21 protein-coding genes and 1 tRNA gene are annotated in these 18645 nt (G+C 62.2%); 9 read left to right on the top strand and 13 right to left on the bottom strand.

Annotated elements, in window-relative coordinates; all coding sequences use genetic code 11:
- Positions 1-115 precede the first annotated feature (115 nt).
- The 3 genes from LDN70_RS15470 to LDN70_RS15460 are packed head-to-tail and all read right to left on the bottom strand — an operon-like array spanning position 116 to position 2892.
- Entirely contained in the window at positions 116-1597 is a 1482-nt protein-coding gene (locus LDN70_RS15470; RefSeq protein ID WP_223940687.1) for a catalase, read from the bottom strand.
- A gap of 14 nt (positions 1598-1611) precedes the next feature.
- Positions 1612-2088 carry a Fur family transcriptional regulator gene (locus tag LDN70_RS15465; protein ID WP_142938282.1) on the bottom strand — a complete coding sequence of 159 codons (477 nt, stop codon included), beginning with the start codon at positions 2086-2088 and terminating at the stop codon, positions 1612-1614.
- Between the two features lie 30 nt (positions 2089-2118).
- Positions 2119-2892 (bottom strand): hypothetical protein, encoded by a 774-nt coding sequence (locus tag LDN70_RS15460; protein ID WP_142938283.1) that lies wholly within the window; start codon positions 2890-2892, stop codon positions 2119-2121.
- Positions 2893-2983: 91 nt separating this feature from the next.
- Between LDN70_RS15460 and LDN70_RS15455 the strand changes: the two genes are divergently transcribed.
- Entirely contained in the window at positions 2984-4255 is a 1272-nt protein-coding gene (locus LDN70_RS15455; protein ID WP_142938284.1) for an MFS transporter, read from the top strand.
- A gap of 200 nt (positions 4256-4455) precedes the next feature.
- The gene (gene htpX, locus LDN70_RS15450) at positions 4456-5325 is read left to right on the top strand and encodes a zinc metalloprotease HtpX (RefSeq protein WP_142938350.1); all 870 of its coding nucleotides are present in this window, start codon (positions 4456-4458) and stop codon (positions 5323-5325) included.
- 79 nt (positions 5326-5404) lie between these two features.
- On the opposite strand, the gene LDN70_RS15445 is transcribed toward htpX, so the two are convergent.
- Positions 5405-5896, bottom strand: a complete 492-nt coding sequence (locus LDN70_RS15445; protein WP_017200185.1) for a YajQ family cyclic di-GMP-binding protein — start codon at positions 5894-5896, stop codon at positions 5405-5407.
- A gap of 182 nt (positions 5897-6078) precedes the next feature.
- Between LDN70_RS15445 and LDN70_RS15440 the strand changes: the two genes are divergently transcribed.
- Positions 6079-6345: a hypothetical protein gene (locus LDN70_RS15440; protein WP_017200186.1), complete on the top strand. Its 267-nt coding sequence runs from the start codon at positions 6079-6081 to the stop codon at positions 6343-6345.
- Positions 6346-6473: 128 nt separating this feature from the next.
- A tRNA-Tyr gene (locus LDN70_RS15435) sits at positions 6474-6555 on the top strand.
- Positions 6556-6812: 257 nt separating this feature from the next.
- Here the strand turns inward: LDN70_RS15435 and LDN70_RS15430 are convergent.
- Both LDN70_RS15430 and LDN70_RS15425 read right to left on the bottom strand, forming a co-directional pair.
- Complete coding sequence (locus LDN70_RS15430; RefSeq protein ID WP_142938285.1) at positions 6813-7622, bottom strand: potassium channel family protein; 810 nt, start codon at positions 7620-7622, stop codon at positions 6813-6815.
- A gap of 46 nt (positions 7623-7668) precedes the next feature.
- A complete protein-coding gene (locus LDN70_RS15425) occupies positions 7669-7890 on the bottom strand; it encodes a hypothetical protein (protein ID WP_142938286.1) in 222 nt (73 codons plus the stop codon).
- Between the two features lie 163 nt (positions 7891-8053).
- Between LDN70_RS15425 and LDN70_RS15420 the strand changes: the two genes are divergently transcribed.
- Positions 8054-8599 (top strand): acyl-CoA thioesterase, encoded by a 546-nt coding sequence (locus LDN70_RS15420; protein WP_142938287.1) that lies wholly within the window; start codon positions 8054-8056, stop codon positions 8597-8599.
- On the opposite strand, the gene LDN70_RS15415 is transcribed toward LDN70_RS15420, so the two are convergent.
- From LDN70_RS15415 to LDN70_RS15405, 3 genes are read right to left on the bottom strand one after another with little or no spacing between them, the layout of a single operon-like run.
- Positions 8596-9396 carry an ABC transporter permease subunit gene (locus tag LDN70_RS15415; protein ID WP_166839829.1) on the bottom strand — a complete coding sequence of 267 codons (801 nt, stop codon included), beginning with the start codon at positions 9394-9396 and terminating at the stop codon, positions 8596-8598. The genes LDN70_RS15420 and LDN70_RS15415 overlap by 4 nt on opposite strands.
- Positions 9389-10429, bottom strand: a complete 1041-nt coding sequence (locus tag LDN70_RS15410; RefSeq protein ID WP_223940686.1) for an ABC transporter ATP-binding protein — start codon at positions 10427-10429, stop codon at positions 9389-9391. The genes LDN70_RS15415 and LDN70_RS15410 overlap by 8 nt, the downstream gene beginning before the upstream one ends.
- Positions 10426-11103, bottom strand: coding sequence for a TetR/AcrR family transcriptional regulator (locus LDN70_RS15405; RefSeq protein WP_223940685.1), 678 nt, complete (start codon positions 11101-11103; stop codon positions 10426-10428). The genes LDN70_RS15410 and LDN70_RS15405 overlap by 4 nt, the downstream gene beginning before the upstream one ends.
- Positions 11104-11245: 142 nt before the next feature.
- Between LDN70_RS15405 and LDN70_RS15400 the strand changes: the two genes are divergently transcribed.
- Positions 11246-11623: a thioredoxin family protein gene (locus LDN70_RS15400; protein ID WP_142938291.1), complete on the top strand. Its 378-nt coding sequence runs from the start codon at positions 11246-11248 to the stop codon at positions 11621-11623.
- A gap of 106 nt (positions 11624-11729) precedes the next feature.
- Here the strand turns inward: LDN70_RS15400 and LDN70_RS15395 are convergent, their stop codons facing one another.
- On the bottom strand, positions 11730-12008 hold the full coding sequence (locus tag LDN70_RS15395) for a putative quinol monooxygenase (RefSeq protein WP_011775682.1): 279 nt from the start codon (positions 12006-12008) through the stop codon (positions 11730-11732).
- Positions 12009-12091: 83 nt separating this feature from the next.
- Here LDN70_RS15395 and LDN70_RS15390 point away from each other — a divergent pair, with 83 nt between their 5' ends.
- Entirely contained in the window at positions 12092-13783 is a 1692-nt protein-coding gene (locus LDN70_RS15390) for an AMP-binding protein (protein ID WP_223940684.1), read from the top strand.
- Here the strand turns inward: LDN70_RS15390 and LDN70_RS15385 are convergent, their stop codons facing one another.
- The 3 genes from LDN70_RS15385 to LDN70_RS15375 all read right to left on the bottom strand — a co-directional run bounded on the left by LDN70_RS15385 (position 13784) and on the right by LDN70_RS15375 (position 16639).
- On the bottom strand, positions 13784-14596 hold the full coding sequence (locus LDN70_RS15385; protein ID WP_223940683.1) for an ABC transporter permease: 813 nt from the start codon (positions 14594-14596) through the stop codon (positions 13784-13786). It abuts the gene before it with no gap.
- Positions 14596-15564, bottom strand: coding sequence for an ATP-binding cassette domain-containing protein (locus tag LDN70_RS15380; RefSeq protein ID WP_187697115.1), 969 nt, complete (start codon positions 15562-15564; stop codon positions 14596-14598). The genes LDN70_RS15385 and LDN70_RS15380 overlap by 1 nt, the downstream gene beginning before the upstream one ends.
- Before the next feature lie 103 nt (positions 15565-15667).
- On the bottom strand, positions 15668-16639 hold the full coding sequence (locus LDN70_RS15375; protein ID WP_223940682.1) for a DNA-3-methyladenine glycosylase family protein: 972 nt from the start codon (positions 16637-16639) through the stop codon (positions 15668-15670).
- A 156-nt stretch (positions 16640-16795) separates the two neighbouring features.
- Here LDN70_RS15375 and LDN70_RS15370 point away from each other — a divergent pair, with 156 nt between their 5' ends.
- Together LDN70_RS15370 and LDN70_RS15365 are read left to right on the top strand one after the other, a co-directional pair.
- On the top strand, positions 16796-17188 hold the full coding sequence (locus tag LDN70_RS15370) for a VOC family protein (RefSeq protein WP_223942663.1): 393 nt from the start codon (positions 16796-16798) through the stop codon (positions 17186-17188).
- Positions 17189-17242: 54 nt separating this feature from the next.
- Positions 17243-18628: a cystathionine beta-synthase gene (locus LDN70_RS15365; protein WP_223940681.1), complete on the top strand. Its 1386-nt coding sequence runs from the start codon at positions 17243-17245 to the stop codon at positions 18626-18628.
- Positions 18629-18645 lie beyond the last annotated feature (17 nt).

Raw genomic sequence — 18645 nt, 5'->3', positions numbered from 1 at the left:
ACGGCAACGTCTGCCCAGCCATAGCCTGGGTGGGCTATGTGGAAAACAAAAGAACACCCCGCCGCGGAGAAGATCCGCAGCGGGGTGTTCTGGAAAGCACTAGAGCAAAAGACGCTTAGACCTTGTTGGCTGCTTCGGCGTCGGACTCGGTCTGGCCTGCACCGAGGTTGGCACGGAGCTTGGCGCCAAGATCGGAGTCGACGTTGGTCCAGTACTGGATGGCGCGTTCCTTGATGTCGGCGTTCTTCACGCCGCCAACAGCACCGGTGATGGTGTCCAGGAGGCGGGCCTTTGCGGCGTCGTCGTAGACCTCGCGGTACAGGGTCCCGGCCTGGCCGAAGTCGTCGTCCTCAGCGTGCAGGGTGTGGGCGGAGAGGGTGAGCTCGCCGTCGTTCTCCCAGCCGCCAGCCGGTGAAGTCGGCTCAACAGCAGCCGGGCCACCCACCGAGTTCGGTGCGTACACCGGGGTGGAGGGGGAATTGAACAGGAAACGACCCTGGCCGTCCTGGCTGTAGTTGTTGACCTGGTTCTTCGGCTGGTTCACCGGGATCTGAGCGTGGTTGGTGCCCACGCGGTAGCGGTGTGCGTCTGCGTAGGAGAAGATGCGGGCCTGCAGCATCTTGTCCGGGGAAGCGGCGATGCCCGGTACGAAGTTCGACGGCGCGAAGGTGGCCTGCTCGATCTGCGCGAAGTAGTTCTCCGGGTTCTTGTTCAGCTCCATGGTGCCCACGTGGATCAGCGGGTAGTCAGAGTGCGGCCACACCTTGGTGAGGTCGAACGGGTTGAAGCGGTACGTCTTGGCATCCTCGTACGGCATGACCTGGACGTGCAGTTCCCAGGAGGGGAAGTTGCCATCGGCAATGTTCTCCTGGAGGTCGCGGATGTAGAAGTCCGCGTCCGAACCGGCGAGTTCTTCGGCCTGGTCGCCCGTGATGGTCTTGACGCCCTGGTTGGACTTGAAGTGGTACTTGACCCAGAAACGCTCGCCGGCGGCGTTGATCCACTGGTAGGTGTGCGAGCCGTAGCCCTGCATTTCACGCCAGGAAGCCGGGAGGCCGCGGTCGCCCATAAGCCAGGTGACCTGGTGGGCGGACTCGGGGGAGAGGGTCCAGAAGTCCCACTGCATGTCAGCGTCACGCAGGTGGCTGCCCGGGAGGCGCTTCTGGGAGTGGATAAAGTCCGGGAACTTGATGCCGTCGCGGATGAAGAAGACGGGGGTGTTGTTGCCAACGAGGTCGTAGTTGCCCTCGGAGGTGTAGAACTTCACGGCGAAACCGCGGGGGTCGCGCCAGGTATCGGGAGAACCGTTCTCGCCTGCGACGGAGGAGAAACGGATCAACATGTCCGTCTCGACGCCCGGCTGCAGGAAAGCTGCCTTGGTGTAGGCCGAAACGTCCGAGGTGGTCTTGAACGTACCGAAAGCGCCGCCGCCCTTGGCGTGCACTACGCGCTCCGGCACCCGCTCGCGGTTGAACTGGGCGAGCTTTTCCACCAGGTAGTGGTCGGTGAGGATGATGGCACCGTCAGCGCCGACGGACTTCGAGTGCGCGTCGGACGTAACGGGGGCACCTGACTGAGTTGTTGAAATGGCAGTCATTGTTCTCCTTTTTCTTATTTCTGAGTTACGGAAGTTACGGGAAGCTGTTGTTTGGACTGGCAATCCTGGCAGATGCCTTGGTAGAGGACGTCTGCGATCTGGATGGTCATGGGCTTGGAATTTTCATCCCAGTGCGGGGTGAGGCACGGTGCGTGGCCCACTGCGCAATCCACGTCCTCCACCTTTCCGCAGCTGATACAGACGGCGTGATGGTGGTTGTCGCCCACGCGGGTCTCGTATAGAGCAGGGGAGTGCGGCGGTTCAAAGCGGCGCAGCATCTGCAGGTCCGTGAGGTCGCTGAGCACAACATAAACGGACTGCGCCGTCAGTTCAGGAAGCTCTGTGCGGGCAGCGGCAAGAATGCCTTCTGCCGGGGAGTGCGGATGGTGCTGGACTGCGGCGAGCACTGCCAGCCGCTGTTTTGTCACACGCCGGCCGTGGGCATGCAGGGCGGCTGCCCATTCTGCTTGCTCGGCTGTGTGATCTGTCATGCACTCATTGAAACACTTATTTTGAGGAGTTCACAATAAGGCAAGGCTAACTTCCGGTGAACTCATCAGCGCTTCCAGCGGATTGGCTTCCTCTGCCGCGGATCGGCCCAGCGCATGGACCCGCAGCGGACTACCTGCTGTCTCCGATTCCAGTGCCAGGCAGCTGAATCCGCTCAGACCCCCGCTCAAGGGAAGCTCAGCCAAGGCGGCCGCCATGGCCAGCAACTCCGCCGGCAAAACATCACGGACCAGCGCCACCGCCCGGACAGGCTCAATCACTGTGTGGTGCGGTCCTGCTTGCACCGCCCGCACCAGCGGACCGGGAATAGTGGAAGGCTCGACGGCGTCGCCCGCCCCCGGCTCAGAACTCATGGCGGCTTCTGGCCGCCTCCGCCGCAGCGCCTCACGGACGGCGGCATCGGTAGCTTCCAAGTGATCAGGCTCCCCGAGACGACGGTGGGCCGGCAACGAAAGCTGAGCCCCCGGCGTCGTGGTTTCTCCGTCCCAGCGCCCGAACAGATGGAACGTAGGTGTTGAAGACTCAGCCACAGGCTCGCCGATGGCGGAGCCCAGCGGATGCCAACGGTGGGCGAACATCACCGCGTAGCGGGTTGCCCCCAACACGTCATGGAGTGCTGCGCGCACAAGGTTGTGGCAGAAAAGCCAGTCGGTCGCTGATGCATGGGCGAACTCGGTGGCAGGGTCAGACAACCGGATCAAGATGTGCCCGGCCGTGAGGGGGTGGCGCGGCCGGGCTATTTCCCAAAACCCCGAACGGTACAGCAATCGTCGCTCCAAGCCCATGTCAACTCCTTCCCCGGGGTGAGCCTACCAAGCGTTACCGAAGGCGGGGAGAGTTACGGGAGGTTGCCTCAGGGGTAGTTAGGGTAAGACGGTGGCGAAACTATTGGCAGATATCACCCCTTTGAAGGAGAGCCCGGCTTTTCGGCGGCTCTGGCTGGGGGCCTCGGTGGCTGCCATAGGAACCCAATTGACCTTGGTGGCCGTTAGCCTGGAGGTTTACCGGCTCACACAGGAGAGCTTCTACGTGGGCCTCCTGGGCATCTTTGCGCTGGTGCCCTTGGTCATCGCCGGGCTTTACGGAGGCTCCGTTTCGGACGCCTATGATCGCCGCAAAGTTGCCCTCGTTGCTTCGCTTGTCCTATGGGCCACCACGGCCGCCCTGGCCTTGCAGGCGTGGCTGGAAATCGGAAACATCTGGCTCCTTTATGCGCTGGTGGCCGTACAAAGCGGCGCCCAAGGCATCAACGGCCCGGCCCGCAGTGCCATCATTCCGCTCCTGGTCCGCAAGGATCTGCTTCCCGCGGCCAATGCCCTGAGCATGCTGACATTCGGCCTGTCCATGACAGCCGGGCCGCTTCTGGCAGGTGTCCTGGTGGCAACCATTGGATTCGGATGGACGTACACCATTGACGTCATCAGCTTCACCTTCGCTTTGTGGGGGCTTTTCAAACTCCCGCCCCTACCGCCTTCCAAAGACGCTGTGCGGCCAGGGCTCCGCTCCGTGGTGGAGGGATTCCGGTTCCTGGGGACGCGGCCTAATGTCCGCATGACGTTCATCATCGACCTCATCGCCATGATCTGCGCCCAACCCCGGGCCTTGATGCCGGCCATCGGGGCAGTAATGATCGGCGGAGGCGAAACCACGGTGGGTGTTCTGCTTGCCTCCACAGCCGTGGGTGCTTTCCTGGCCGGGCTCTTTTCAGGGCCCCTGGGGAGAGTCCGCAAGCAGGGCAGCGCCGTGGTGTGGTCGGTGATCGGCTGGGGCGCGTCCATTGCCGGTTTTGGGCTGGTGGTGCTGCTGGCCGGCGACTCAGGGAAGGGTGGCGTCACCGCCTGGCTGATCCCCGCCGCGCTGTGTTGCGCCCTCGCAGGGATCTCGGACTCCATTAGCGCCGTCTTCCGTACCACCATCCTCCAGTCAGCCACGCCGGACCACATGAGGGGGCGGCTTCAGGGTGTGTTCATCGTGGTGGTGGCCGGAGGTCCCCGAGTGGGGGACATGCTGGCCGGCGGTGTCACCCAGTTCCTGAGTGAAGGCGGAGTGTTGCTCCTTGGGGGACTTCTCTGCATAGTCCTGGCCTGGGTGGCTTCGCGAATGCAGCCCGGATTCGTCGCCTACGACGCCAAGCATCCGGTGCCCTAGGCCACCAGGCTCACGCCTTGGCGTCCGGGCCCCTTCGCGTAGCCCCTTTGCGTTGTGAGGCCAGCTCTGCCGGGTTTCGGGGACGTTTACCCTGCGTAGCGGGCCCCGCAACGTAGGCTGACAACGGAACACGACGGCCGCCGTCGGCGTTAATCCGTACAGAACCCCTGCCACAGCCGAGGAAAGTGACCAGATCTACCGTGCATAAACACAACAATGGACTCAAGACCGCGGCGCTCTTTGGTGTGCTGTGGGCGGTGTTGTTGGGTTTGGGCGCCATCATCGCGGCCGGGACGCGCAGTACCACGCCCATCTGGATCATGGCGTTGATCGGTGTGGGAACCACTGCTTATGGCTACTGGAACAGCGACAAGATCGCCATACGCTCCATGGCCGCCTACCCGGTCACCGAGGCGCAGGCACCGCAGCTCTACCAGATTGTTCGGGAGTTGTCCGCACGTGCCAACAAACCCATGCCCCGTATCTACCTTTCACCCACCATGACGCCCAACGCCTTCGCAACCGGTCGCAATCCCAAGAACGCTGCCGTGTGCTGCACCGAGGGGATCCTCCATCTGCTGGATGCCCGTGAACTCAGGGGCGTCCTGGGTCATGAGCTGATGCACGTGTACAACCGCGACATCCTCACTTCGTCGGTAGCTGCTGCCGTGGCCGGCGTCATCACTTCCGTAGGCCAGATGCTGCTGATCTTCGGCAGCGGCGACCGGCGCAACGCCAACCCGCTGGCCACCATCGCCATGGCCCTGCTCGCGCCATTCGCAGCGTCGCTGATCCAGATGGCGATATCCCGCACCCGCGAATTCGACGCCGATGAGGACGGCGCGGAGCTCACCGGCGATCCGTTGGCGCTCGCCTCAGCTCTGCGCAAGATCGAATCCGGCGTCACCCAGTTGCCGCTCCCGCAGGACCAGCGGCTGGTCAACGCCTCACACCTGATGATCGCCAACCCGTTCCGCGGTGGTGGCATGCGGCGTATGTTCTCCACGCACCCGCCCATGAAGGAACGGATCAACCGACTGGAACGGATGGCCGGGCGACCGCTTTTGTAATTGGCATAAACGTCGCTGGCCCGCTTTTCCGTGGTTGAACAACCACGGAAAAGCGGGCCAGCGACGTTTTAGGAGGGGACTAGCTGCGGAAGTTTACAAACTGCAGGTCAGCCTCTTCGAACTTCTTGAGGATGTTCATGGTCTCCTGCAGGTCATCACGCGACTTGGAGGTGACGCGAAGTTCGTCGCCTTGGATCTGGGACTTGACGGACTTAGGGGCCTCATCGCGGATGATCTTGTTGATCTTTTTGGCGATGTCCTGGGCGATGCCCTCCTTGATGGTGCACTCCAGGCGGAACTCCTTGCCGGAAGGGAAAGGTTCGCCCTGGTCGAGGGACTTCAGGGAGATGCCGCGCTTGATGAGCTTGGACTGGAAGACATCCAGGACAGCCAGGACGCGGTCCTCGGAGTTGGCCTTCATGAGGATCTTCTCGCCGCTGAAGTCGATCTCAGCGCCGACGCCCTTGAAGTCGTATCGCTGCGCAATTTCCTTCTGGGACTGGTTCAGCGCGTTGGCAACCTCTTGCTTGTCTACTTTGCTTACGACGTCGAATGTGGATTCGCCTGCCATGACTCTCCTTAGGTTGGGGGCCCTGTGAGGGCGGGTTGGTCTGGCATCCAGCCTAGTACGGAAGGCGTCGGTTGGGGCCGGGCAGTTCATTCACAGTTCGCTCACAGCGCATGCAGGGTTGGAACAGAGGCGGGCGGTTGAGAGTTGAACCAGTTGGAAGAACGCATCCACGGAGGATCAGCATGAGCAGCAAGGCCGTCCAATCCATCAGCAAGTCCGCTTCTGCAGCAGCAGGGTCCATTGGCACGGCCGCAGTCGCCGCAGCAAGTGCTGTAGCCGCAGCAGCTGTGGCGGCATCGATTGTTCTGAGTCCGGTTCCCGATGCTGCCTCCCGTATGGACGGAGTGCATGCGGACTTGCTGCGCGCTGTGCAGCTCAACCAGATCACTGCCGAGCAGGCCGAAAAGTTCGAGGCCAAACTGGCCGGAAGGATCCTCGGAGAAGCCTGAAATCCCGCGAAATCTCGGGCGTCAGACGCCGATTAGATTCTTCGCCGAAAGTTCTGTAAGGTTGTCTCTGCCTTCGGTTACCGGATCTAAAAGAAACGGTCTCCGGAAGTGATCTTCTTTTGAAGTTCGGCAGATTACCCGAGCGGCCAAAGGGGGCTGACTGTAAATCAGCTGGCAACGCCTACGGGGGTTCGAATCCCTCATCTGCCACCCAAGGAAAATCCCCGGAACCACTGGTTCCGGGGATTTTTTGTGTGCCCACGAGTAGTTTTGGCTTCTTGATTCCGCTTCGCCCAGGGAGGAGCCCAGGGAGGCGCCCTAGGAGGGTGTGCGGCTACCACCCACTTTGATTGCACTAAACCGGCAACACGCAGGAATGCGGGGCGTGTCGAAATACCCGGGTCGCAAAGTAGGTGGTGACGGTACGGGGGATAGGGCCCGACGCCGGGTAGGGCCTGATGCCGGGACTAAGCCTCGCGCTCCGGCCCGCGTTCTGCAGCCGGCCTGAGTTCCGTGGCCTGCCTGACTTCGGTGGCTTGTCGGAGCTCGGCGATCTCCATCCGCAGCGCGGCGATCTCCGTCACGAGGTCCGCCATCTCGGCGCGGACCGGTTCCTCGGCAGCTGCGGCCTTGACTTCCGCTGCTGCGGCCACCTCCTCGGCATTCTCCTCGATTCGTTGCAGGAGCCAGGAGGCAATGGACGCCGTGACCATACCCAGGACCGCGATCCCACTCATCATCAGGGCGGCAGCCACCATCCTGCCGATGGGAGTTACTGGGTAGAGGTCTCCGTAGCCCACGGTGGTGATAGTGGTGATGGCCCACCAAGCGGCGTCTCCGAAGGTGAGGATTTTGGCGTCGGGCGCGTTCTGCTCAACGTCCAGCACGGCCAGGGCTCCGATGAGGATCAGCATCGCGGCTGCGCCGGCAACATAGGTGGCCACACGCCCGCGCAGTGTTTCGCCCACGGTGCGCTGCAGGACGGAGAGCAGCGTGACCAGCCTCAGAAGCCGGAGGGGGCGGAAGAAGGGGAGTATCACGATCAGAAGTTCGTGGAGATTCCAGAGGAACCACCGCATGCGGTCCTCGGCAAGCCAAAGATTAGCGAAGTAATCCACCGCGAAAATTCCCCACGTGATCCACAGAACCACTTCGAAGGGGATTGCCTCGGCCCCGCTGACGCGACCGATGACCTGCCACGCGTAAGCCGTGAGGAAAATCAATGCGGTGGCCATGAGGGGCCATTCAACCAGGTCCCTGTATCGCGCTTGAGTCATACGGGAATACTAGCCACAGCGAGCGCCCTGTCTTGACGGGGCGGGATCAGGCGGCCGGCGTCTCCAGCCAGTAGCCGTCCAAGTGGTGCACCAGTTGGCGCCCCAAGCCACCCTTGAGTTGGATCCACAGTGTACTGCGATCGTCGGTCATGCCATCGATGGTTCCCTCGATCCGGTTGCCGCGGGCATCCTGGAGGACCACGTGCTGGTGGCGGGAAAGTTCGGGCCAAACGTCGCCTTGCGGCCTGACGGTTTGCAGCGTGCTCATAGGGGTCCCCCTTGTATCTTCCATCAATATGAGTTTCAGACATTATTCACGTCTTTGATGAACCGGCGGTAAACGTTAGACATAAACCTGCTGCGCCCAAGAAAAGGGTCCACTATGCGGTCCATGCATTCCCCATCAAGTTACTGGTGGGTAACATTGAGTTATGCATCTGCTTCTTCGCACCCTCATGTTGCTGTTCACGTCCTCCAAGCGCTCGCCGCTCGGCGTTTGGGAAGAATCGTCGCTGCCCCTACGGGTTCTGCCCACTGACATCGACATCGCGATGCACGTCAACAACGGCATGTATTTCTCGTTAATGGACCTCGGCCGTTTCGACCTCATGGTCCGCAGCGGCATCTGGACAAGAATGCGCAAGCGGGGTTGGAGCCCGGTGGCAGCCGGTGAAACCATCGCCTTTCGCAAGTCTCTTCAACTCTGGCAGCAATACACCATCGAAACCCGCATCATTGGCCTGGACACGAAGGCCATCTATTTTGAACAGCGCATGGTAGTAGACGGTGAAATCTATGCGCGGGCGCACATCGCCACCCGCTTGGTCTGTAAGGGTAAGCCAGTTACGCAGGAAGAAATCATCGCTGAGTTCGGAGCGCCACCGGCTGACCTTGAGTTGCCCGAATGGATCCACGAATGGCGGGAAAACAATGCCCTTCCCGGATCGCGGCGGCCAGCGCCGCACGTCTGGAGCTAAACCCCCACATCGCGTCGCTGCAGCGCGACTGCGCCCAGCACAATTAGCCCCGCCGAAATGCCGTACAAGCCCGCGGCAGCTCCCCAGTCTGCGCCGTTGGCTACAGGGGAGTTACCGTACGCCCAGTGGTACGGCGAAAGGTTCAGCAACCACTGGACGTCGGGACTTTGCCGTCCCACGGCGTTGAACACATAACCAAGAACAGCTACGGCGGCACCGGCGGCGATCCCGTAGACTTTCCGGCCGCTCAGTGCCCCGGCGAAGAGCGCGGCGGTCCCGCTGAGAAGTGCCAGGGCTGCGAACAGCAGTACCGCACCTGCGAGATGTCCGACGTCGATGCCCAGTTGCGAGGGCCCGTTCAGTCCCAGCACCAACAGAAAAACAAGGACCGAAAGCAACGCAATGCGAACCACGATTGCCAAGGCGCGTTCAAGGACTATCTGCACCCGGGTAACACTGTGGGCAAGCGTCAGTTCCAGCAAGCCGGATTCTTCGTCGCCCCCTACGGCCGCGGCACCCCAGCCGATGGAGGCCATGGACATCAGCAGGAATCCGATCAACCCGAACATGGTGGCCTGGGTGTAGCCGGGTCCCGAAGCGATTTGATCGTAGTTCAGGGCTTTGGTCATCTCAGGAGGAAGCGCATTGATCAGGTCCTGCATCTGCGCACTGCCTCCAATCGAGGGATAGAGCGGCAGGTACAGCATGCATGCCGCCGACAAACCAACTGCCCAAGCAAGCGTTGAACGCCATGAGTCAGTCAGGGCCTTGGTGAACAAGGGGAGGATTCTAGGCACGGTGTGCTCCTTCCACGTGCCGGCCCTGTGTTTGACCATTTCCAAGCCCCGGAGGTTGGCCAAGCCCCGGAGACTGGCCCGGCTGAGAAGACTGGCCCGGCTGAGGAGTTTGGGCTGTGTATAGAGTGAGCACAGCTTCCTCCAGGTCCGGTTCTTCGAGGACCAGGTCCGTCAAGTTCAACCTGGCCAGCGCCTGAACCAAGGGCTGAACGTGGCCGGACAGCATCGCCGTGGCCTCAACTGTTCCGGATGTGTGACCGTCGGCCTTGAGCTCCCGCACCACCATATTGGCGACGCCTGGCACCCGGGCCAGCAGCGCGCCGACGTCGTGCGCTTCCGTTTCGGTGCTGGTGAACCGTACCTGCCGGACTGCTGCAGTCCGGAGCGCTTCCACGGTGGAAACGGTCACGATGCCGCCGTCGCGGAGGATGGCGACGGCGTCGGCGGCCTGCTGCACTTCGCTGAGAACGTGCGAACTGAGGAACACAGTTGCGCCGCCATCCACTGCCTCGCGGACCATCGCATGGAACACCTGTTGGACCAGGGGATCCAGGCCGCTGGTGGGTTCGTCCAGCACCAGGAGTTCGGGCTTATGCATGAAGGCCTGAAGCAGCCCCAGCTTTTGCTTGTTGCCTTTGGAGAGTTTCCGGGTCTGTCGATCCAGATCAAGGTTCAGCCGCTCGGCGAGTTCGTTGACATGCTTGGGGTCCACCGGGCCGCTGATCGCCGCGAAGTGCTCCAGCATGCGGCGCCCCGTGGTCCTGTTTTCCAAGTGAAGCTCGCCGGGGAGGTAGCCGATCCGGCGGCGGAGGGCAGTGCCGGCAGAACGCGGATCTTCTCCCAAAACGGAAATGGACCCCGCGCTGGGCCGAATAATATCCAGCAGGCAGCGCATGGTGGTGGTCTTGCCTGCGCCGTTCGGGCCAATGACGCCGAAGACTGTCCCGCGGTCAACCGCGAAATCGAGTCCGTGCAGGACTTCGCGGTGACCGAACTTTTTGCGTAAACCCTCGACGACGATTGCCTGGGTCACGGGGCATGCTCCTTTCCGTGGTTGCTGGTTTCTTGTTCAAGGGCGTCGCGGGCCGCATCCAGGAAACGCGCATCGGTGTAGAAGCCGTGCGTGTAAATCTCCAGGGCGGGCAGGGTCAGTTGCCGGAGAAGGTCGGGGCCGATGCCTTGCGGTTCAGGGTCCACCAGTCCCAGCGTCCGTGAGAGGTGCCGGCCCAGCATGAGGATTGAGAGGCTGTTGGAGGCGATCACGACGGCGGTGGACCGGACGTCGTCGAACGCCCTGATGGTTCCCGCCGCTATCCCGGCGTGGATGATGTCCTGCGTTTGCTTCACGACGGCGTCGAAGAAGGCGTCGCCGGCCTCGGATTCGTCGCTGAGGGTGCGTCGGATGTAGGTGATTTCGTCGGAGTATTGGTCGGGGTGGTTCATGTAGTCCTGGATCAGCTGCCGCGTGGAGACCGGATCGGCTTTTTCGCGGCCCTGGGTGGCTGTTTGCGCAAGGACATGCTGATCACAGGCATCACGAAGCCCGGTTTTGCTGCCGAAGTGGTGGATGACCAGGCCTGGACTGACCCCTGCGGCAGAGGCAACTGACCTGATAGTTGCGCGGGCGAAACCATCGCGGCCGAAGATCCCAATGGCGGCGTCGCGGATCCGGGCCCGGGTGGTCATATCCTCTGCGTTTGAACGCATGTTTCAAAGACTAAACACTTGTTCAATCCGGGACAAGGCTTGCTTTACAACTTCCCTCTCGGCGTTTATTCCCGGTGACGCAGACAGCGAACAGGGAGCCCCTCCGCGGGACTTCGCGGGCGGGGTCGCGTACCGTGGAAGCATGGCTACAGTTGACATCACTGGAGAACAGTTCGCATCGACCATTGAGGACAATGACATTGTCCTGGTGGATTTTTGGGCATCTTGGTGTGCCCCGTGCCGTCAGTTTGCCCCCACGTACGGGGCTGCTTCTGAGAAGCACACTGACGTGGTGTTCGCGAAGGTAGACACCGAGGCTGAGCAGCAGCTCGCCGCCGAGGCCGGGATCACGTCCATCCCCACGCTCATGGCTTTCCGCGAAAAGGTTCTGGTCTTCTCGCAGCCGGGTGCCCTGAACGGCCCGCAGCTTGAGCAGGTCATCGAGGCCGTGAAGGGGCTGGACATGGAAGAGGTCCACGCGCACGTCGCCAAGGCACGTGCCGAGGCTCAGGAAAACTAAGACTCATCGGCGGCTTCGAAACATCGATGCCGCCGGAAAGCATCGAGGTCGCCGGAAAATTCCGGCGACCTCGATGATTTAAGGCGTTCTCGCAGTCTTGCGGCGATTACAGCCGTTCGAGCTTGACCGGCTCGGCAAGCAGAGCGCTGAGGGATTCGTTGAGGTCCTGGACGGCGATGCCCTTGGAGTGCTTCTCCAGAAGCTCTTCGGATTCCCAACGCTCGGTCAGGACGAGCTTTTCCTCGGTCGCTTCGGTCAGTTCGTAACGGATGCAGCCGGGCTCGTTGACGACCTCGTCGATCGCGATTTCCAAAGCGAGCTTCACGCGGAAGAACTCGCCTTCGTTGGGGATGAACGTGGCCTGCAGGTCAATGGGTGCACTCATGGTTCCAACCCTACCGGCAGGACACGCCGCCGCTGGAGGTGGTTACGGTTCTGTTGCGGGCAGTCCCTTGGTAGCGTTCCGTCATGTTGTCCTATACCGCCGGAGACACTGCCGTCCCGCTGCTCGAAGAGACCATTGGTGCCAATTTTGAGCGCGTCGCGGCGCAGTTCCCCTTGCGGGATGCGCTGATCGAGGCCGCTGCAACACCAGGCGGCGATGCTCGCCGGTGGAGCTACCAAAAGTTGAACGACGACGTCGATCACCTCGCCCGCGCACTGCTCGCCATGGACGTGGGCAAAGGTGAGAGGATCGGCATTTGGAGTCCGAACTGCGCAGAGTGGACCATCCTTCAATACGCCACAGCAAAGATTGGCGCCGTGCTGGTCAATGTGAACCCGGCGTATCGCAGCCACGAGCTGGAGTTCGTGGTGAAACAGAACGGCATGAGAATGCTGGTGGCCGCACCAAGCGACAAGAACAGCGACTATGTGGGCATGGCCAGGGATGCGGCCGGCAACTGTCCCGAGCTTCGGGAGATCGTTTTCCTTCCGGGAGCGCCGGAACTGGGACTCACTGTGGGCGTCCCCGTAGCCAACCTCGAACTCACGTACAGCCAACTTCTGACCCGGGCAGACGGCGTCGGGCCTTCAGCACTGCGTGAACGCATGGCGGAACTGGACCCTCACGATCCCATCAACCTGCAGTACACCTCAGGCACCACGGGATTCCCCAAGGGCGCCACGTTGACGCACCACAACATCCTCAACAACGGGCACTCGATCGGCCGGCTCCTGAACTACACCGAGCATGACCGGGTGGTGATTCCCGTGCCGTTTTATCACTGCTTCGGCATGGTGATCGGAAACCTGAATGCCCTGAGCTTGGGCGCGGCCACCATCATTCCAGGACGCGGGTTCAATGCATCGGCGGCGTTGGAAGCCGTGCAGGACTTCGGCGGGACTTCCTTGTACGGAGTGCCCACCATGTTCATCGCCGAGCTCGCGCTGGAGGACTTCACCTCCTACGATCTCTCCACGTTGCGGACAGGAGTGATGGCAGGTTCCTTGTGTCCCATCGAAGTGATGCGCCGGGTGATCGATGAGATGCACATGGTGGATGTTGCCATTTGCTACGGCATGACCGAGACCTCGCCCGTGTCCACCATGACCCGCCCGGGGGACACGCTGGAGCAGCGGACCAGCACGGTAGGCCGGACAATGCCGCACCTGGAGAGCCGCATCATTGACCCGGGTTCCGGGGAAGTGGTGGAGCGTGGCGTGATCGGCGAGCTCTGCACGCGGGGTTACTCGGTGATGAAGGGTTACTGGGGCCAGCCGGACAAAACCGCGGAGGCAATCGACGCTGATGGCTGGATGCACACCGGTGACCTGGCCCGCATGGACGAGGATGGCTACCTGGTGATCGAGGGCCGCATCAAGGACATGGTGATCCGTGGCGGCGAGAATATCTACCCCCGCGAGATCGAAGAATTCCTGTACCTCCACCCGTCCATCCAGGATGTTCAGGTCATCGGCGTCCCGGACCGGAAATACGGAGAAGAGCTCATGGCCTGCATCATCCTCAAACCCGGTGTTGCCGCGCTGACGGTCCAGGACATTGCCGAGTACTGTCGCGGCAAACTGGCCCACTACAAGATCCCGCGCTACATCGACGTCCGCGAATCCTTCCCCATGACGGTCTCCGGCAAGGTGCGGAAGGTGGACATGCGGCAGGACGCCATCTCCCGGCTACATCTCCAAGCGCAAGGCAGGTAGTTAGTTGGTATTGCGGCTGATGGTCCGGATTCCCACCGCAAGCCCGACGGCGGCCGTCACCACAGCGGCCACGAGCCCCCACATGGTGTCCGTACCGATACGTCCGGCAAACAACTCACGTTCAGCATTGACCAGGTAGGTCAGTGGATTGAACAGGCTGGCCACCTTCATCCACCCCGGACCGGCCTCAATGGGCAGCATGATTCCGGAGAGGATCATCAGCGGGAACAGCAGGGTTTGCTGCACGCCCCAGAAGATCCATTCCTTGTTCTGCGAAACCAAGGCCAGCGAATAGGACAAAGCGCCCAGCCCGATGCCGAAGATGCCCAGAATGACCAAACCCAACACCACGTGCATGGGGTAGAAAACGAAGCCGAAGGGGATGCAGACCACGGCGATCAGCAAGCCCTGCAGTACCAAGGGAGCCCACTCCTTCAACGCCCGGCCAATCATCAGGGAGGACCGCGAGAGCGGCGTGGCAAGAATCCGCTCATAGGAACCGGTCATGAGTTCGTACTGCAGGTTGGAACCGGTCATGGAGGTGCCGAACAAGGCAATCATCACCACCACCCCGGGAAGGAACCATTGAAGCGTGGACTGGCCACCGAAGGCTGGAGCCCCCACGGCCGCACCCAGCAGTGGCCCGAACAACCCGAGGAACACCAGGGGTTGGATGAGGGAGAAAATCAGCGAGAACGGATCCCGCAGCGGCAGCAACATCTCACGCCAGAACACAAACCACATGTCCGTCACAACGCTGCGCGGCCCCCGCTTCTGGAGAGTCACACCCGGGGCAACGGCTTGTTCAATCATCAGACTTCAGCTCCTTCCCGCAGGCTGCGGCCGGTCAGTTCCAGGAAAACGTCGTCCAGCGTTGGCGGTTTCAACTCCAGGGACTGGGCGGGAGCGCCGGCGTCGTGCATTTCCTTCAGCAACCCCGGCGCAAGCCGGGCACCGTGGGCCAGCCGAAGCCGGAAGCGGACTACGCCGTCGTACGCGTTTTCCTCCATGTCGCCTTCGGCGGCGGCGCGGCCCAGCAGCCCCCGCACCTCGGACGCGGCACCGGCGGCGACCTCCACTGCCAGGAGGTCCCCGGCAAGATTCGCTTTGAGCCGTGAAGCGGTGTCGTCGGCGATGATGGTTCCGTGGTCGATCACAATGACGCGCTCGGACATCGAATCGGCCTCATCCATGTAGTGGGTAGTCAGTACGATGGTGGTCCCGTGTTCCTCGCGCATCCGCATGATGTGCTCCCAGAGGTTGGCGCGGTTCTGGGGATCCATGCCTGTGGACGGCTCATCGAGGAACAGCAAGCCGGGCGAGTGCATCAGCCCGAGGGCAACGTCCATGCGTCGCCGTTGCCCGCCGGAAAGTTTGATGACCGTGCGCTTGGCGAGTTCGCTGAGGTCCAAGGAAGCCATGAGAGATTCGGCGCGGGCTTTGGCGTCTGTGGTGTTCATTCCGTAGAAGCGGCCTTGCATGATCAATTCGTCGATCACCCGGTAGCTGTGCCCGCCCCCGTTGCCTTGTCCGATGTACCCGATCCGGGCACGGACGCCCGCAGGATCCTTGTCCACATCAACCCCAGCTACGGTGGCGGAGCCGGACGTGGGTCTCAACAGCGTGGTGAGCATCCGCAGGGTTGTGGATTTGCCGGCGCCGTTGGGGCCCAGGAAAGCAACCAGTTCGCCGGGGGCGACGTCAATGTCCACGCCCTTCACGGCCTCGACGGTTTCCTTCTTCACGGTGAAGGTCTTGGTGAGCTTGTTGGTGTGGATCACGGTCACTCCAGGGACGGCTGGTGATGGCTCCTAAGCGCCACCGTATACCCGCCCGGAGAGGCCGTCCATGCCCCTGCGGACACCTTCGGTCCGCAATGAAAGCTCAGTGTCCGCGGTGATCCTGAACGGTCATCCGGGGCCCGAACGTGGGCTTGCGGAAGCCGCTGAGGTACAGTATCCGGACCAGTCGTTGCCTGTGTCCGCGCCACGGCTCCAAGAGTTGGATCATGCCTGCGTCGTCTGTTTTTTGTCCTGTCAGGGCGTACCCGACGTAAGCAGCCAGGTGGTAGTCGCCTACGGAAATCGAGTCCGGGCAGCCGTGGGTTCGTTGAACTACTTCTGCTGCGGTCCAAATGCCGATGCCCGGTATGGTCTGCAGCTTGGCGCCGGCTTTCGCCGCGTCCAGCCCGGCAAGACGTTCAAGCGCGACGGCGGACTGCAGCGCCCGCATGACAGTTGCCGAGCGCTGTGGTCCAACACCGGCTTTGTGCCACTCCCACGAAGGGATGGCCAGCCACTGCCTGGCGGTAGGAGGGACCAGAAGCCCGGCAGGAGCCTTACCCGGGGCAGGCGTTCCGTAGCGGTACATCAAATACCGGTACCCGCGCCGTGCCTCCAAAGACGTGACCTTTTGTTCCAGGACGGCCGGCACCAGTGCGTCCACCATCCGCCCGGTGGAGGGCAGCCGCAAAGCCGGGTTCCGGCGTCGGGATTCTGTGACCAAGCGCGGGAGGGTTGCATGGAAGGTGGGTTCGTCGAAGGCCGACCAATCGTCGTCGGCGCCCAGCAACCTGGGCACAGCGGCCACGGCGTCCTCCGCCCCGGGCCCCCAGGCCTGTGCGTCCACGAAGGATTCGGTCCCCAGCCCACCTCCCGAGAGGCGCAGCGTCACTGGGCCGGAGGGTGCGGTGAACGCCATCCAAAATCCGCTGGAATGCGTTGCGAAGGACGGATCCGCCTTGCCGCGCATGAGCGGAAACATGGTGTGGTCCAAACGGAAGGAACTGCCCGGGTACCACCGGACGGCCGCATCTGCCGCGGCCGCGACAATAGGCGGGGCCTCTGCGATGGTCATATATTTATGGTCCCACGATCGACTGACAATCTGCTGACGGAAACCCCTGACGGACCCCCCTTACGGCAGCAGCCGGCCAGGGCTAGACTCCGTGATGTGGCGAGGATGCGCCGCGCCATGAACCACCACAAATCCATGGAACAAGGAGCGCGAATCATGGCCGCCATTGTGCATTTCGAGATTCCTACGGACAATCAAGACCGGGCCAACACCTTTTACCAGAGTGCCTTCGGCTGGAACCTGAGTCCCATGCAGGGGATGGACTATACGATCGCCATCACAGCACCTTCCGATGAACAGACAGGCGCGCCAAAAGAGCCCGGTGCCATCAACGGCGCACTGTTCCCACGGACCGATGCCCTGAAGACACCCGTCCTCACGCTGGATGTAGAGGACATCGATGCCGCGCTCAAGCAGGTGGAATCTGCTGGCGGCAGTGTGGTCCAAGCCAAGGAGGCCATGCCCGCCATGGGCTGGTATGCCTACTTCAAGGACACCGAAGGCAACGTTTTGGGCGTATGGCAGAACGACACCTCTGCCGGCGCATGATCGCTGACGGCGCCGGGTCCAGCCCCTTAGCAACCAGACGGTAACTTTGTATCTATGAAGTATGCCCAGTCCGTGTTGGACCTCATCGGCAATACGCCGCTCATCAAGCTCAACCACGTCACCGAGGGAATCAGGGCCACCGTCCTGGTGAAGCTCGAATACATCAATCCCGGCGGATCCATCAAGGACCGGATCGCCGTGAAGATGATCGAAGACGCGGAAAAGGACGGCCGGCTCAAGCCGGGCGGAACCATCGTTGAGCCGACGTCGGGCAACACCGGGGTGGGACTGGCGCTTGTCGCCCAGCAAAAGGGTTACAAGTGCGTTTTTGTGGTGCCGGATAAGGTGGGCGAGGACAAGCGGGCCGTGCTGAGGGCGTACGGGGCCGAAGTGGTGGTGACGCCCACCGCGGTAGCACCTGACAGCCCGCAGAGCTACTACGGCGTCTCCGACCGTCTGGTCAAGGAGATCCCGGGGGCCTTCAAACCGGACCAGTTCTCCAATCCCGCTGCCCCTGGCAGCCACTTCGAGACCACAGGCCCGGAAATCTGGCGGGACACGGACGGCCGGGTCACTCACGTAATCATTGGCGCCGGAACCGGCGGCACCATCACCGGTACGGGCCGCTACCTAAAGCAGGTCTCGGCGGACCGCGCGGATTCCGACGGCGGCCAGGTCAAGGTCATTGGGGCGGACCCGGAAGGCTCGGTCTACTCAGGCGGAACCGGCCGGCCGTACTTCGTGGAGGGCGTGGGCGAGGACATGTGGCCCGGCAACTACGATCCCGCGGTGCCGGATGACGTGATTGCCGTATCCGACGCTGACTCCTTCTCCATGACCCGCCGCCTCGCCCGCGAGGAGGGCCTGCTGGTGGGCGGTTCCTCCGGCATGGCCGTCGTTGCGGCGTTGCACGCAGCCAAGGACCTGGACGAGTCCGCCGTGGTTGTGGTGATCCTCCCGGACTCGGGCCGTGGCTACCTTGCCAAGATCTTCAACGATCAGTGGATGCGTTCCTACGGCTTCCTGGCCGGCGGCGAGGAAGCTTCCGTGGGCGAGGTGCTCAAATCCAAGACGGGAGAGATGCCGGACCTGGTCCACATCCACCCGAACGAAACGGTCCGCGATGTCATCAACATCATGAACGAGTTCGGCGTATCCCACATACCGGTTCTTTCACAGGAACCCCCGGTGGTGATGGGCGAGGTCCTCGGGGCAGTTGATGAGCGCAGCCTCACCACAAAACTGTTCCGCGGCGAAGCCAAGCTGGCTGACAAGGTCTCCGAACACATGGGCGAGCGCCTGCCCGTGATCGGCTCCTTGGAGACCCTTTCCGCCGCCCGGGAGCTGCTGTCCGACGTCGATACCCTGATGGTGACCTTCGCGGGAGCCCCCGTGGGAATCCTGACCCGGCACGACCTCCTGGCCTACTTGAGCAACTGAGCGCCCCGCGCCGATTC

It is taken from the genome of Arthrobacter sp. StoSoilB22 (assembly GCF_019977315.1).
Classification (GTDB): Bacteria; Actinomycetota; Actinomycetes; order Actinomycetales; family Micrococcaceae; genus Arthrobacter.
Note: the sequence above shows the minus strand (reverse complement) of the source record. Positions and strands in the feature narration are given on the sequence as shown.

Excerpts from the sequence above, each read along its gene's own strand:
- LDN70_RS15390 (WP_223940684.1), top strand. The coding sequence starts at position 12,092 with ATGTTGTCCTATACCGCCGGAGACACTGCCGTCCCGCTGCTCGAAGAG.
- LDN70_RS15420 (WP_142938287.1), top strand. The coding sequence starts at position 8,054 with ATGCATCTGCTTCTTCGCACCCTCATGTTGCTGTTCACGTCCTCCAAG.
- LDN70_RS15395 (WP_011775682.1), bottom strand. The coding sequence starts at position 12,008 with ATGAGTGCACCCATTGACCTGCAGGCCACGTTCATCCCCAACGAAGGC.
- LDN70_RS15445 (WP_017200185.1), bottom strand. The coding sequence starts at position 5,896 with ATGGCAGGCGAATCCACATTCGACGTCGTAAGCAAAGTAGACAAGCAA.
- LDN70_RS15430 (WP_142938285.1), bottom strand. The coding sequence starts at position 7,622 with ATGACTCAAGCGCGATACAGGGACCTGGTTGAATGGCCCCTCATGGCC.
- LDN70_RS15405 (WP_223940685.1), bottom strand. The coding sequence starts at position 11,103 with ATGCGTTCAAACGCAGAGGATATGACCACCCGGGCCCGGATCCGCGAC.
- LDN70_RS15400 (WP_142938291.1), top strand. The coding sequence starts at position 11,246 with ATGGCTACAGTTGACATCACTGGAGAACAGTTCGCATCGACCATTGAG.
- LDN70_RS15425 (WP_142938286.1), bottom strand. The coding sequence starts at position 7,890 with ATGAGCACGCTGCAAACCGTCAGGCCGCAAGGCGACGTTTGGCCCGAA.
- LDN70_RS15460 (WP_142938283.1), bottom strand. The coding sequence starts at position 2,892 with ATGGGCTTGGAGCGACGATTGCTGTACCGTTCGGGGTTTTGGGAAATA.
- LDN70_RS15370 (WP_223942663.1), top strand. The coding sequence starts at position 16,796 with ATGGCCGCCATTGTGCATTTCGAGATTCCTACGGACAATCAAGACCGG.
- LDN70_RS15470 (WP_223940687.1), bottom strand. The coding sequence starts at position 1,597 with ATGACTGCCATTTCAACAACTCAGTCAGGTGCCCCCGTTACGTCCGAC.
- LDN70_RS15385 (WP_223940683.1), bottom strand. The coding sequence starts at position 14,596 with ATGATTGAACAAGCCGTTGCCCCGGGTGTGACTCTCCAGAAGCGGGGG.
- LDN70_RS15375 (WP_223940682.1), bottom strand. The coding sequence starts at position 16,639 with ATGACCATCGCAGAGGCCCCGCCTATTGTCGCGGCCGCGGCAGATGCG.
- LDN70_RS15440 (WP_017200186.1), top strand. The coding sequence starts at position 6,079 with ATGAGCAGCAAGGCCGTCCAATCCATCAGCAAGTCCGCTTCTGCAGCA.
- LDN70_RS15465 (WP_142938282.1), bottom strand. The coding sequence starts at position 2,088 with ATGACAGATCACACAGCCGAGCAAGCAGAATGGGCAGCCGCCCTGCAT.
- LDN70_RS15365 (WP_223940681.1), top strand. The coding sequence starts at position 17,243 with ATGAAGTATGCCCAGTCCGTGTTGGACCTCATCGGCAATACGCCGCTC.